The sequence below is a fragment of the Burkholderia sp. Bmkn7 genome (assembly GCF_041103175.1).
Lineage (GTDB): Bacteria > Pseudomonadota > Gammaproteobacteria > Burkholderiales > Burkholderiaceae > Burkholderia > Burkholderia cepacia.
Genome location: NZ_JBGCUH010000002.1, coordinates 300,033 through 313,432, shown reverse-complemented (window position 1 = coordinate 313,432; position 13,400 = coordinate 300,033). Strand labels below are relative to the sequence as shown.

Here is a 13,400-nt window from a genome sequence, read left to right as displayed (position 1 = left end):
AAGGCGGCCGGCTCGTGCAATGCATGTCGCCGAGTGCGGCCGTCAGTCGTTGTCGTGACGGAGCGCAAGCACCGCGGCGGCCCCCGCGGCGAGCGCGATCAGCGTCAAGGCGACGGCGAAACCGGTCGCGCCTGCCGTGAAGCCGATGCGGTCGATCGCGTACCCGGTCATCACGGGCATCAGTCCCGCCGGGAGGTAGCCGCCGATGTTCATGACGGCGTTCGCCTCGGCGCGCCGCGCGTCCGGTACGTGCAGGCCGATCAGCGTCAGGCCGCCGAGCTGCCCGAGGCCTTGTCCCGCGCCCGCGAAGAGCGCCGCCGCGACGAGGACGGCAGCCGACGACGCATGCACGGCGATGCAAAGCATCATCATCGACAGTGTGGTGGCGACCGTGCCGGCAACGAACGTCGTACGGATCGATCCGCGCCGCGCGACGAACTGGACACCGGTAGCGGCGATGAACATCGCGCAGGCCATGCCGCCCGCGAGCAGCGGGCTGCGCACGTGAAGCAGGCGTGCCAGCAACGACGGACCCAGCGCAAGTACGAAGGAGGTCGCGGTGATGCCCGGCCCGAACACGGCGACACCGCTGGCGACATGGCGCCGGTTGTGAACCGGCACGGACGGCAGACGTAGCGGCGGCGCGGCGCCTGGCGCCTGCGCGGGCTGGTTGCGCGGCAGCCGCAGCGCGACGGCCAACGCGCTCAGCAGGATCACGAACTCGACGCCGAAGACGAGGGCGACCGGATGCGCGGCGGTTTGCGCGGCAATCCCGGCGAGCAACGGCCCGAGCCCCGCGCCGAGCACCATGGCGACCGACGCGAGCAGCGCGGCCTTGCGGCGCTCGGTGCCCGCGAGATCAATCACCGACGCCATGCCCGCCGACACGATCACGCCGACCGCGATGCCCGTCAGCAAGCGGGCGACCGCGAGCATGGCGACGGACGATGCGGTCGCGAACAACGCGCACGCGATCAGCGCCGCGGCGAGGCCGGGCAGCAGGACCGGCTTGCGCCCGTAACGGTCCGAAAGCTGGCCGGCGACGAGCAGCGTACCCAGCAGGCCGGCGATGTAGAGCGCGAAGATGACGGTCAGCGTGCCGGACGAGAAACCGAGTGCGCGCTGCCAGGACACGTACAGCGGCGTCGGCGAGTTGGACAGCATGAACACGGCGGTGACCATCCAGGCGGCGTGTGCCATGCGAGGCGCGGAGCGCGAGCCCGCGGGTCGCGATTGGGGGACGGCGGTGTCGGACATGAATGCGCTCCTTGTACGAGTTTTTTCGAACTATAGCTTAGTTCGAAAAAACTCGTACAGGGTGATATGCTTGCGGACATGAAACGAACCCACCCTGAACGGGCGGCCGGCCTCGTGCCGGCGCCCGCGGATTTGCCCGATCCGCTGCCGGAGCCGGACGTCGCCGAGCTTCGGCTCGAAACCATTCTTGGCGCGCTGGCCGATCCGTTGCGACTGACGATCGTGCGGAAACTGATGCTGGAATCCGAGGCTTACGACCATCCTTGCGGCTGGTTCGGCTTCGATCGCCCGAAATCGTCGCTCACCCATCACTTCAAGGCGTTGCGCGACGCGGGCGTGCTGCGCCAGCGTCAATACGGGCTCGAGCGGCGCAGCCGCGTGCGCGCGGAAGATCTCGATCTGCGCTTTCCCGGCCTGCTGAAGCTCGTGGCCGAGTGGGCGCCGCCGGCAGACAGCGACGGTTGACGGCTGCTGGAGGGTGGAAGGTGGAGGGTGGATGAGCCGCCCGGCGGCACGCGCCGGTTCGCCATGCGGCGGCGAGCGTGACGCGCCGGGCGCGCGGCGCCGCGGAGCCGTCCGAGTGCCGGGCTTGATCTGCCTGCAACCCGGCTTCGTTTCCCGGCCGGTATCATGTGAACCATTCACCCCGATGAACCCGCACAGGAGGAGCCCGTCGTGCATGCCGGTGAGCGTTTCAACAGCATTACCCATCTCGTCGGCGCGGTGCTATCGGTGGCAGGGCTGGTAACACTGGTGACGATGGGCGCGCTCGAAGGCGACGCCTACAAGGTGGTGAGTTTCAGCGTGTACGGCGCGATGCTCTGCGTGCTCTACGCGATCTCGACGCTGTACCACAGCGTGCGTAGCCCGCGCCTGAAGGCCATTCTGCAGAAGTGCGACCACTCGGCGATCTACCTGCTGATCGCCGGCAGCTATACGCCGTTCACGCTGGTCACGCTGCGCGGCCCGTGGGGCTGGTCGCTGTTCGGCGTGAGCTGGGGGCTGGCCGTGTTCGGCATCGTGCAGGAACTGACGCTCGGGCGGCGCACGCGCATGCTGTCGATGATCCTGTACGTGGCGATGGGCTGGCTCGCGCTCGTCGCGGTACGTCCGCTGATCCACGCGCTGCCGCCGGTCGGTACCGCGTGGCTCGTGGCCGGCGGCCTGATCTACAGTGCGGGCATCTACTTCTTCATCAACGACGAACGCATCCGCCACGGGCACGGCATCTGGCATCTGTTCGTGCTGGCCGGCAGCCTGTGCCAGTTCGTCAGTGTCGCGATGTACGTTGCGTGAGCGGACGGCGGCGTCAGCCGCCGCCGGCGTCGTGTCGACCGGCCGCGGATCGACGATCGCACCGGCATCGGGTTGACGCATGTCGGCGCACCGGCACACGAGGTCGTTGTGTTCGCAACGCGTATGCGGACGTAATGCGATGAACCAGGGGGCGTGTGCAGGAAGATCCGCTCGTGCGTGGCGCTGTTCGTCGTGACACGCTTTCGCTTCGGGCGAATGATCTATTCGCCTTCGACCACACGAATCCCGACCGTGTGAGCGCCCACTTTCAGCACTTCCCTTGTCGCGATCCACCACGCCGCCATCGCAGACCCGGATATCGCCACAGCCGCCAGCAACGCCACCCGCATCGCCACCGGAAACGGCTGCACGGTCGCGATGCACGCGCCGAAGATCGCGACACCGAGCGCCGACCCGCTCTGCCGCGCCGCGTTCAGCGCGGCCGCCGCCACGCCCGCGCGGCGGCGGTCGACCGTCCCGAGTGCCGGCGACGTCGCGGCCGGCGAGATGAATCCCGATGCAAAGCCGATCGCGAGCATCGGCGCGACGGCGAGCCACGTCGGTGTCGCCGCACCGATGCCCGTCATCCCGAGCGCGCCGGCCGCATAGAGCGCGAACGCGGCGCACATCGAACCGCGCGCGCCGAAGCGTGCAACGAGCCTGCCCGAGCACAGTCCGCCGAGCGCGACCATCGCCGTCATCGGCAGGAACGCGAGCCCGGTGTCGAGCGGGCTCGCGCCGCGAATCTGCCGATAGAACAGGCTGAGGACGAACAGCAAGCCGTAGAACACGAACGCCGATGCCATCGACACGAACGTCGATCCGGCGAACAGCCGGTTGCGGAAGAACGCCAGCGGCAGCATCGGTTCGCGGCGCCGCGCTTCGATCGCGATGAACGCGACCCACGCGACGGCGCTCGTCGCCGCGCCGCCGACGATCGGCGCGGAGCGCCAGCCGAGCGACGGGCCTTCGATCAGCGTGCCGATCAACGTGGCGATCGCGACGATGGCCGCGGCCTGGCCGCCCCAGTCGAAATGTCGCGACGCGTCGCCGGCGGCGCGCGTGACCGTGCGGGCGAGCCAGATGCCGGCAAGCCCGAGCGGCAGGTTCACGAAGAAGAGGCTGCGCCACCCGGACAGGTGGATCAGCAGGCCGCCGATCAGCGGGCCCGACGCCATCGCGATGCCGCCGCAGCCCATCCACAGGCTGATCGCCGATGCGCGCGCGGCCGGCTCGGGGAACGCGCGGTTGAGCAGCGCGAGCGAGCAGGGCACCAGCATCGCGCTGCCGACACCTTGCAGCGCGCGGGCGATCGCGAGCGCCGGGAGGCTCGGCGCGATGCCGCATAGCGCGGATGCGGCGACGAAGATCGCGAGCCCCGCGACATAGACGGTGCGATCGCCCAGCCGGTCGCCGAGCGTGCCGCCCGTCATCAGCAGGCTCGCGAACGCGAGCGTGTACGCATTCACGATCCACTGCAGGCCGGCTATGCGGCTGCCGAACGTGTGGGCGATATCGGTGAGCGCGACGTTGACGATGGACGCGTCGAGCAGCACGAGCGTGTAGCTCACGCAGGTCGCGGCGAGCACGCGGCGGGCCGCGGCACGGTTCGGCGCGGCGACCGTCATGCGCGTTCGGGCGCCGGCGCGGCGGCCCGCAGCGCGAGAAAGCCGACCCATCCCCAGTACACGCGATGATGCGCGATCAGCCCGTCGCGCAGGTCCATTACTTCGACGAGATCGACCTGGTCGCCTTCCGGCGTCGCGCGCGGATATTCCCACGTGAGCCGGCGCCCGTTCGAGAAGAACAACCCGGTGCGGTACCAGCGCCCGAGCCGGTTGCCCGGATTGCGCAGGCCGGCCGCGAAGAACGCACCGATCGCGGCCTTGCCGTGCAGCACACCCGAGCCGTGATCGGGCAGCGTGACGACGATCAGCGGCGTTTCGAGCACCGCGTCGTCGGTATACAGCGCCACCAGCGCATCGACGTCTCGCGCGACGACGGCCGCGTGCCAGCCTTCGTAAATGCGCCGGGCATCGGGATCGGGTTGTGTCATGGCGGGTTCCGGAAGTGTCGATAACGGAACCCACTGTATGAGCGCGCGGTCGCGGGACGTTTCACGTCGACCCGAAACGTGGATGCCGCCGCGGCGAAGGCGGCGCTTATCGACCGAGTTTCGGCCGTTATCCGGCCAGCGCGTCGAGATTCAGCACGTACGACTTCCCGATCCACACTGCGCAATCGCGATGGTCGCGCAGTTCGTCGCCCGTATTCGGATGCAGGAAGATATCCAGCGCGCCGTGGTTCAGCACGAGCCACGGCACGATTTCGTCGAAGCGCGTGGTGTCGAACGCGATCTGGTACGACCACGCCGGGTGCGGGCCGACGAGGCGTTCGTGAAAGCGGCCGAGTTCGATGATCGCGCCGAACCGTTCGTCGACGACCTGGCGCAACGCCCACGCGGCGTCGCGGCTGGCCGCATCGAAATAGACGTGCGCATGCCAACTGTGGATCTCGGTGGTGTCGAGGGCAGCCATGGAAGGACTCGATAAAAATGGGAATGCATGAGGTGCCGTGCGAAACGGCCGATGCGTGATTATCGCGCGTCCTTGCCGCGCACGTCGTGTCGCTATCCGGCAAGCCGGATGCGATGCTTGTCCTGAATCACGAGAACCGTTCGATCCGGCAACGCCGCGGTTTGAGATAACTATCCGCGGGTATCCGCACGCGCGATATCACACCGGAAGCCTTGCCGGAAGGTGCGCCCGCGGCGATCGCATCGGCAACACGTCATTTCCGAAATTGAAAAAGCGCTGTATGCACGGCTTCGGATCGTCTGAACAAATGCGATCAGGGCATTGAATGAAATAAGGAAATTCCGATTGGGCGGGATTCGCGCATGACGTGATTCGCGCACCGAATTCCGCAGCCGAAAATATCAATTGCGGAATCGGCTATTCAAGCGGCATGCAGCGCGACATACGATGCTTTCAACGCATCGTCGAACACGATCGATGCGGGGACAACCACCTGGAGGCCACTATGCGATCCCTCGTTCCCGTTGCGGTACTTTCCTGCGCACTCGTTGCGCTCCCCGCCGTCAGCTTTGCGCAGTCGGCGGTTTCCGATGGGGCATCGAATGCCTCGCTGTCGAGCTGGTCGGCGGCGCGTGCCGAAACCAACGTGCAACTGATGCAGATGACGCGCGCAGGCTATCGCGCGACGTCGGCCGGCAACCAGAACTATCCGCTCGCGATGCAGCGTGCGCTCGAACGTGTCCGCAATCCGGTGCCGGACCGGTCGCGCGAAGAGCGGGCCGAGATGGAGGCGCGCGCCGCACGCGACGCGCAGGGCGGCCATCCGGTCAAGGCGTTCTTCGTGAAGACCGCGTACTACCTGAAGGGCGAGAACACGTTCTGATGCAGGAGACGAGCATGGCTTGCCCGATCCGATTTGCCTGCGTCGTGCGCGCGTCGGCGCTGCGCCGGCTGCCGGCCGCGCGCGCGTTGCAGCGGCGGGACGATGCGCGCGGCGCGCGACGCCGTGCGAAACACCGCCGCCATGCGCACCGTGATGCCGTTGCGTGCCGCACCGCGTGGCCGGCCGTCGCGGCGAGCGATGCGCCCGCAAGCGGGAGCCCGTCATGAAGGGCTCCCGGAAGCACCGCCGCCACGTGCCGCTGACCCGCGAGTGGTTGCTGCCGCTGCCGCCGGTGCATGCGCGCGACATCTCGCTGAAATGCCACATGGCGCTCGTCGCGCTGCGCGGCGGGCATGGCAACGAGGCGCTGCTGATGCGGTTGCGCACGAGCGTCTACCTGGTGTTCCTGGCGCTCGACGATGCGGTGTGCGCGGATGCCGACATCGACCTGTGCGTCGACGCGGAGCGCGCGCTCGACGCGGGCGTGGCACGCGCGGCGCAAGGCGGCGCATGGACGCTGCACGACGACGAATGCGCGGTGCTCGAGCATGTGCTCGCGGCGAACGACACGTGCGTCACGACGCTCACGCGGCGTCGGCTGGCCGAGTTGTGGGAGCACGTCTGCGCGTTCGCGTCGAGCGGCCAGCCGGCGCTCGTCGCGGGCGCGGCGGAGAAGATCCGCATGCACGCGGCCGAATCGCTGGCCGCGTAGCGTCTCGCGTTGGTTTTGCCGGGAGTCTGGAGGAGACAGGGCCGGCCGCACCGGCACGGCCGCCGTTAATCGCCGAAGCAGCGATTGCACGGCTGTCGCGGCCTGTCGTGGTCTGTCGTTTCCATAGGGTGACGGCGGAACGCGACTCGACACCACGGCCCAAAACAAAAGCGCCACGGAGCAGGCTCCGTGGCGCTTCTTTTTTCCCGCCGGCGCGGAAGGCAAGCCTCCCGCGTGGCGAAACGCGCTTAAGCGGCGGCTGCCGGTTTCGCCGGCTTCTGCAGCTTGCCCTTGCCGGCGCGCTGGATTTCCTCGAGCTTGATCTCGACGTGGCGCGAGAACACGTACTCGGCCGGACGCTGCTTGTCGATCGGAATGTCCGGTGCGAACGGGCCGTCGGTCTTGATGCCCTTGCGGCTCACGGCGAACGCCTTCAGCGGATGCGCCATCGTGTCCATCACGGCGGTCGCCTCGAAGCCGCAGTGGACCATGCAGTCCGCGCACTTCTCATAGTTGCCGACGCCGTAGTTGTCCCAGTTCGTGTCTTCCATCAGTTCCTTGAAGGTCTTCACGTAACCTTCGCCGACCAGGTAGCACGGCTTCTGCCAGCCGAACACCGTACGCGCCGGGTTGCCCCACGGCGTGCACTTGTACGTCTGGTTGCCGGCCAGGAAGTCGAGGAACAGCGACGACTGGCTGAACGACCAGCGCTTGCCGCCTTCGCCGCGCTTCAGGATCTCGCGGAACAGGTTCTTCGTCTTGTCGCGGTTCAGGAAGTGCTGCTGATCCGGTGCGCGCTCATACGCGTAGCCCGGCGACACGGTGATGCCGTCGACGCCGATCGGCTTGAGCGTATCGAAGAACTTCGCGACGCGCTCGGGGATCGCATCGTTGAACAGCGTGCAGTTGATGTTCACGCGGAAGCCGCGGCGCTTCGCTTCCTTGATCGCCGCGACCGCCTTGTCGTACACGCCTTCCTGCGACACCGAGTGGTCGTGCATCTGCGCGTCGCCGTCGAGGTGGACCGACCAGACGAAGTACGGGCTCGGCTGGTAGTCGTCCATCTTCTTTTCCATCAGCAGCGCGTTCGTGCAGAGGTAGACGAACTTCTTGCGCTTCATGATGCCGCGGACGATTTCCGGCATTTCCTTGTGCAGCAGCGGCTCGCCGCCGGCGATCGACACGATGGGTGCGCCGCACTCGTCGACCGCTTCCAGGCATTCCTGGACGGACAGGCGCTGGTTCAGGATGGGATCCGGGTAATCGATCTTGCCGCAGCCGTTGCAAGCGAGGTTGCAGCGGAACAGCGGCTCGAGCATCAGCGCGAGCGGATAGCGTTTGTTGCCGGACAGGTGTTGGCGCGTGATGTACGCGCCGACGCGGACTTGCTGGAGCAGCGGAATAGACAAGAGATGTCCTCCTTAAACTTCGCGGGCGACAGCTTGCGTGAGCTTCGCCGGCAACTTGAATTCGACTTTTTCTTCACGGCCCGCCATCGTCGTGACGTCGACGGGCCCCAGCGCGCGCAACGCGCCGATTACATCTTCAACCATTTCCTCGGGCGCGGACGCCCCGGCGGTCAGGCCGACGGTCGTCGCATTCGCGAACCATTCGGCCTTGACTTCCGAACCGTCGGCGACGAGGTAGCTCGGCACACCGCTTTCGGTGCCGATCTCGCGCAGGCGATTCGAGTTCGAGCTGTTCGTCGCACCGACCACGAGCAGTACGTCGACCTGTTCGCTCAGTTCGCGCACGGCAGCCTGGCGATTCTGCGTGGCGTAGCAGATGTCGCGCGTGTCCGGGCCGACGATGTTGGTGAACCGGCGCTGCAGCGCTTCGATGATGCCGCGCGTATCGTCGACCGACAGCGTGGTCTGCGTGATGTACGCGACCGGCGTGTCGACGGGCAGCGTCAGCGTATCGACTTCCGCTTCGCTTTGCACGAGGATCACCTCGGCCGGAATCTGGCCGATCGTACCCTCGACTTCCGGATGCCCCGCATGGCCGATCAGGATCAGCCGGCGGCCCGCCGCGACGTACTGGCGGCCTTGCACGTGCACTTTCGTGACGAGCGGGCAGGTGGCGTCGAGCACGTCGAGCCCGCGCGTTTGCGCATCGCGCTCGACCGTCTGGGCGACACCGTGCGCGCTGAAGATCGCGACAGCGCCGTGGGGCACCTCGTCGAGCTCCTCAACGAATCGCGCCCCTTTATCACGCAGGTTTTCGACGACATGCCGGTTATGCACGATCTCGTGACGCACATAGACCGGCGCACCGTGCTGTTGCAGCGCGCGATCGACGATCTCGATCGCACGGACAACCCCCGCACAAAAGCCGCGGGGCTGGGCAAGGATGACTCGCATAAGTGAGCGAACTCCGACGACAGACGCCGGGGTTCGAGGAGCTGGCACTCGCTCGCTCGCCCCGGCTTGATGTTATGAAGGCAGGAACGAACCGGCCGGCCAGGCCCCGGAACCCCGAATTAATCGCGCATTTTAACTCTATCGGGCCGTCCTTGCTTTGGTGCTGTATCCGCCGTGTTGCATTTGCGGGAGAGCCGCGTCGGCGCTGGCGCGTGCGGAACCCAGTAAACTATGCGGTTTCGCGGGCAGCCGCTCCGGCTGCCCGGCGTCGCGCTCATTTCAAGGCCATTCGATGACCGTCGATTCTTACGCGTATTACCCGGCCGCCCGTGCGGTTTCGGGCGCTTTGTTCCTGACCCCAATTGATCTTGCCGAACCCGGCGCCCGGCAGGAGGCGCGCCGATGATGCTGGTTCTCGCTTTCCTGGTGTCCGGGCTGTCGCTGATCATCTGGATCGTGCTGCTCGTCGCGCGTGGCGGTTTCTGGCGCGCGGTGCCCGCGCGGCCGTTGCCGCCCGAGGCGCGCGGCGCCGCGGCCGAGGCCGGCTGGCCGGCCGTCGTCGCGGTCGTGCCGGCGCGCAACGAGGCCGACGTGATCGCCCGGGCGGCGACTTCGCTGCTCGAGCAGGATTACCCGGGCGAATTTCATCTGATCATTGTCGACGACCACAGCGACGACGGCACCGCCGACGCGGCCCGCGCGGCCGCGCTCGCGATCAACCGCGCCGACCGGCTGACGGTGCTGGCCGCGAAGCCGCTGCCGGCCGGCTGGTCGGGCAAGGTGTGGGCACAGTCGCAGGGGATCGCCGCGGTGCAGGCGCTCGGCCTGCCGGCCGACTACCTGCTGCTGACGGACGCCGACATCGGCCATCCGCCGGACGCCGTCGCGCAGCTCGTCACGCGCGCGCAGGCCGAGAACCGCGATCTCGTGTCGCTGATGGTGCGGCTGCGCTGCGATTCGTTCTGGGAAAAGGCGCTGATCCCGGCGTTCGTGTTCTTCTTCGCGAAGCTCTACCCGTTCTCGTGGATCAACAACCCGCGCAACCGGACGGCCGGTGCCGCGGGCGGCTGCATGCTGGTGAAGCGCACGGCGCTCGAGGAAGCGGGCGGCATCGAGTCGATCCGCGGCGCGCTGATCGACGACTGCAGCCTGGCCGCGCAGATCAAGCACCGCGGCAGCGGCCGCCACCCGATCCGGCTCGACCTGGCCGACCGCAGCGTGTCGCTGCGTCCGTACGACAGCTGGCGCGACATCTGGAACATGATCGCGCGCACCGCGTTCACGCAGCTGCACTATTCGCCGCTGCTGCTGGCCGGCACGCTGCTCGGGATGACGATCATCTATCTCGTGCCGCCCGCCGCGGCGCTCGCGTACGGTGCGCGCGCATGGCCGGCGTGGCTCGCGTGGGCGTCGATGTGCGCCGCGTATGCGCCGATGCTGCGCTACTACCGGCGCTCGCCGCTGTGGGCGCCCGCGCTGCCGCTCGTCGCGCTGTTCTACGTCGGCGCGACGTTCGCGTCCGCGTGGCGCTACTGGCGCGGCAAGGGCGGCCAGTGGAAGGCCCGCGTGCAGGCGCCGGTGGATCGCTGAGCGCATCCCGGGAGGCGTGCCTCCCGGCAGCCGGAAAACAAACAGCCCGATCGTGAAAACGGTCGGGCTGTTTCGTTTTCGGCGGGCGCTGCCTGCCGGTGCCTAGCGCTGGGTCAGCATCATGTACATCTGGACCACGACGTCGGGCGAGAACGTGAACGGCACCCAGCCGTAGCCCGTGTGACGGGCGACCAGCAGGCGGTCGCCGTTCGACTGCTTCTGCACGGCCATCATCGGGTTCTTCGTCGTCACGAAGCGCCAGCCGGCCGGGATGCCGGGCGGCGGCTCCGGCTGCATCGACGCCCGCGCATGCGCGAGTTCCTCGATCAACTGGCCCAGTTGCTCCGGATGCAGCGTGATCGATTCGCCGTTGATGGTCAGCGTGAGTTCGTTCTGCGTCGGACGCGACACGTGCAGAGTCGATTTGTCGGACGGCGCCGGCGTGTTGGCGGCGTCGGCTTCGACTTCGGCTTCGACTTCACTTTCAACCGGCATGTCGGCTTGCGCCGTCGCGACGATTGCCGTCCCGGTGTCGGCCGTTGCCTCCACCGCTTCGGCCACGGCCGGTTCCGCCACCGGCGTGTCGGCCGGCGCGGGTTCGACGACTTCCGCCGCAACGTCCGTGGCGGCCATCGCGCTCGTCGCGGCTTCCTTGACGACGGCCTCGACCAGCGCCTCGGCGTCGGCGATGGCCTTCGCGTGGTGCTGCGCGGCCGCTTCGGCTTGTGCGATCGCTTCGGTGTGGCGTTGCGTGACGGCCTCGGCCTGCGCGGCGGCATCGGCGTGGCGTTGCGCGGCCGCCTCGGCCTGCGCGATCGCTTCGGTATGGCGTTGCGTGACGGCTTCGGCCTCGGCGGTGGCGTCGGCGTGACGCTGCGCGGCGGCCTGCGCTTCCGCGATCGCCTGCGCGTGCTGCTGCGCGAGCGCTTCGGCTTCGGCGATCGCTTCCGCGTGACGCTTCGCGGCGGCTTCGGCTTCCGCGATGGCGGCCGCGTGGCGCTGCGTGGCCGCTTCGGCTTCGGCGGTCGCGTCCGCGTGACGCTTCGCGGCGGCCTCGGCTTCGACGGTCGCGGCCGCATGGCGCTGCGCGGCGGCTTCGGCTTCGGTGGCTGCGGCGTGATGACGCTGCGCGGCGGCCTCGGCTTCGGCGATCGCCGCCGCGTGGCGCTGCGACGCCGCTTCGGCATCGGCGTGACGCTGCGCGAGCGCTTCGGTCAGCGCGGTGGCTTCCGCATGGCGTTGCACGGCGGCTTCGGCTTGCGCGGTGGCATCGGTGTGGCGCTGGGCGGCGGCTTCGGCGGCGGCGGTCGCGCTGGCGTGGCGCTGCTGCGCGGCCTCGGCTTCGGCGGCGGCGGCTGTGTGGCGTTGCGCGGCGGCCTGCGCTTCGGTTTCCGCGGCGGCGTGACGCTCTGCCGCGGCCCGGGCTTCCGCTGCTGCGGCGCGCGCGAAGGCTTCCGCGCTGCGTGCCGCCTGTTGCGCGGCGTGGTGATCGTGGAGGAGCTGATCGACGCCCACGGTGAGCGAAGCGATCTGATCGTTCAGGTTCATGCGTGTCTTCTCTGCGTAAGACCCGCGATTTTAACCGCTGCGCCGGTGCCGGGCCGCGCGGGACGTGTAACAAAGTGCGCAAAGCGGCGTGAAGTACGCCGCTTTGTGTTACTTCAGGTAGCCGGCGGAGCCGAACCAGTCGAGCGCATCGCGCAGCCCTTCGCGGTACGGGCGCGCACGGTAGCCGAGCTCGCGCTCGGCCTTCGCGGACGTGAAATACATCTTGTTCTTCGACATCCGCAGCCCGTCCACGGTGACGAACGGCTCCTTCTTCGTGAACTTCGCGACCGCTTCCGCGCCGACTGCGAGTGGGTACAGCGGCCAGCGCGGCAGCGCGATCGTCGGCGCCTTGCGGCCCGTCATCTGCGCGATGTCGGCGAGCATCTGCTGCAGCGGCAGGTTCTCGCCGCCGAGGATGTAGCGCTCGCCGATCCGGCCGCGCTCGAGCGCGAGGAAGTGGCCGTGCGCGACGTCGTCGACGTGCACGAGGTTCAGCCCCGTGTCGACGAACGCCGGAATCTTGCCGAGTGCGGCCTCGACGATAATGCGGCCGGTGGGCGTCGGCTTCACGTCGCGCGGGCCGATCGGCGTCGACGGATTGACGATCACGGCCGGCAGCCCTTCGTCGGCGATCATCCGTTCTACCGCGCGTTCCGCGAGCACCTTGCTGCGCTTGTAGACGCCGATCGCCTGTTCCGCCGTGAGCGGCCGGTTTTCGTCGGACGGATCGCCGGCACTCGTCACCTTCAACGTCGCGACGCTGCTCGTATAGACGATCCGCTCGACGCCTTCCGCGCGTGCCGCGCGCATCGTCGCGACCGCCCCCTCGAGGTTCGCGCGCTCGATCTCGTCGGGATCGGGCGCCCACAGCCGGTAGTCGGCCGCGACATGCAGCAGGTAGCGCACGCCGCGCAGCGCGGCGCGCATCGACGCCTCGTCGCGCATGTCGCCGGTGACGATCTCGGCGTCGAGATCCGCGACGTTCGTGCGCGGGCTGGTCGGGCGCACGAGCACGCGCACCGCATAGCCTTTCTGCTGCGCGATGCGCGCGACGGCCGAGCCGACGAAACCGGACGCGCCGGTGACGAGAACGAGATCGCGGGAGGTATCAGTCATGCGTTTCCTTCAGGGCCGCGCGCGGGCGGCGCGGCGGTTGAGCGTCGGCGAGATTGTACGTGGTCGGCGCGCGCGGCGACGCAAGGCCGCGGCGGGTG

General features: G+C 68.3%; 14 protein-coding genes. 6 read left to right on the top strand and 8 right to left on the bottom strand.

Features of this window, described 5'->3' with window-relative positions; genetic code table 11:
* Nucleotides 1–42: 42 nt before the first annotated feature.
* Complete coding sequence (locus AB3K92_RS07270; protein ID WP_369464738.1) at nt 43–1,200, bottom strand: MFS transporter; 1,158 nt, start codon at nt 1,198–1,200, stop codon at nt 43–45.
* A 135-nt stretch (nt 1,201–1,335) separates the two neighbouring features.
* Between AB3K92_RS07270 and AB3K92_RS07265 the strand changes: the two genes are divergently transcribed.
* Together AB3K92_RS07265 and AB3K92_RS07260 are read left to right on the top strand one after the other, a co-directional pair.
* Nucleotides 1,336–1,722 (top strand): ArsR/SmtB family transcription factor, encoded by a 387-nt coding sequence (locus AB3K92_RS07265; protein ID WP_369464737.1) that lies wholly within the window; start codon nt 1,336–1,338, stop codon nt 1,720–1,722.
* Nucleotides 1,723–1,932: 210 nt separating this feature from the next.
* Nucleotides 1,933–2,553 (top strand): hemolysin III family protein, encoded by a 621-nt coding sequence (locus AB3K92_RS07260; protein ID WP_021158676.1) that lies wholly within the window; start codon nt 1,933–1,935, stop codon nt 2,551–2,553.
* Between the two features lie 221 nt (nt 2,554–2,774).
* Here AB3K92_RS07260 and AB3K92_RS07255 read toward each other — a convergent pair whose 3' ends face one another.
* The 3 genes from AB3K92_RS07255 to AB3K92_RS07245 all read right to left on the bottom strand — a co-directional run bounded on the left by AB3K92_RS07255 (nt 2,775) and on the right by AB3K92_RS07245 (nt 5,090).
* The gene (locus tag AB3K92_RS07255) at nt 2,775–4,181 is read right to left on the bottom strand and encodes an MFS transporter (RefSeq protein WP_369464736.1); all 1,407 of its coding nucleotides are present in this window, start codon (nt 4,179–4,181) and stop codon (nt 2,775–2,777) included.
* Entirely contained in the window at nt 4,178–4,609 is a 432-nt protein-coding gene (locus AB3K92_RS07250) for a nuclear transport factor 2 family protein (protein WP_369464735.1), read from the bottom strand. Before AB3K92_RS07250 ends, AB3K92_RS07255 begins: the two co-directional genes overlap by 4 nt.
* 127 nt (nt 4,610–4,736) lie before the next feature.
* Nucleotides 4,737–5,090 carry a DOPA 4,5-dioxygenase family protein gene (locus AB3K92_RS07245; RefSeq protein WP_021158679.1) on the bottom strand — a complete coding sequence of 118 codons (354 nt, stop codon included), beginning with the start codon at nt 5,088–5,090 and terminating at the stop codon, nt 4,737–4,739.
* A gap of 505 nt (nt 5,091–5,595) precedes the next feature.
* Between AB3K92_RS07245 and AB3K92_RS07240 the strand changes: the two genes are divergently transcribed.
* Genes AB3K92_RS07240 through AB3K92_RS07230 form a run of 3 tightly spaced genes read left to right on the top strand, consistent with a single transcriptional unit; the run spans nt 5,596 to nt 6,685 of the window.
* Complete coding sequence (locus AB3K92_RS07240; protein WP_048023785.1) at nt 5,596–5,973, top strand: hypothetical protein; 378 nt, start codon at nt 5,596–5,598, stop codon at nt 5,971–5,973.
* Nucleotides 5,974–5,987: 14 nt separating this feature from the next.
* Entirely contained in the window at nt 5,988–6,200 is a 213-nt protein-coding gene (locus AB3K92_RS07235; RefSeq protein ID WP_081071687.1) for a hypothetical protein, read from the top strand.
* On the top strand, nt 6,197–6,685 hold the full coding sequence (locus AB3K92_RS07230; RefSeq protein ID WP_042974196.1) for a hypothetical protein: 489 nt from the start codon (nt 6,197–6,199) through the stop codon (nt 6,683–6,685). Before AB3K92_RS07235 ends, AB3K92_RS07230 begins: the two co-directional genes overlap by 4 nt.
* Nucleotides 6,686–6,933: 248 nt before the next feature.
* Here AB3K92_RS07230 and hpnH read toward each other — a convergent pair whose 3' ends face one another.
* Nucleotides 6,934–8,094 carry an adenosyl-hopene transferase HpnH gene (gene hpnH, locus AB3K92_RS07225; RefSeq protein WP_021158681.1) on the bottom strand — a complete coding sequence of 387 codons (1,161 nt, stop codon included), beginning with the start codon at nt 8,092–8,094 and terminating at the stop codon, nt 6,934–6,936.
* A 12-nt stretch (nt 8,095–8,106) separates the two neighbouring features.
* Nucleotides 8,107–9,048: a 4-hydroxy-3-methylbut-2-enyl diphosphate reductase gene (ispH, locus tag AB3K92_RS07220; RefSeq protein WP_369464733.1), complete on the bottom strand. Its 942-nt coding sequence runs from the start codon at nt 9,046–9,048 to the stop codon at nt 8,107–8,109.
* A gap of 402 nt (nt 9,049–9,450) precedes the next feature.
* Here ispH and AB3K92_RS07215 point away from each other — a divergent pair, with 402 nt between their 5' ends.
* On the top strand, nt 9,451–10,638 hold the full coding sequence (locus AB3K92_RS07215) for a glycosyltransferase (RefSeq protein ID WP_059487627.1): 1,188 nt from the start codon (nt 9,451–9,453) through the stop codon (nt 10,636–10,638).
* A 102-nt stretch (nt 10,639–10,740) separates the two neighbouring features.
* Here the strand turns inward: AB3K92_RS07215 and AB3K92_RS07210 are convergent, their stop codons facing one another.
* Complete coding sequence (locus AB3K92_RS07210) at nt 10,741–12,186, bottom strand: phage tail protein (protein ID WP_369464732.1); 1,446 nt, start codon at nt 12,184–12,186, stop codon at nt 10,741–10,743.
* Nucleotides 12,187–12,294: 108 nt separating this feature from the next.
* The gene (gene hpnA / locus AB3K92_RS07205) at nt 12,295–13,302 is read right to left on the bottom strand and encodes a hopanoid-associated sugar epimerase (protein ID WP_011353724.1); all 1,008 of its coding nucleotides are present in this window, start codon (nt 13,300–13,302) and stop codon (nt 12,295–12,297) included.
* Between the last annotated feature and the right edge of the window lie 98 nt (nt 13,303–13,400).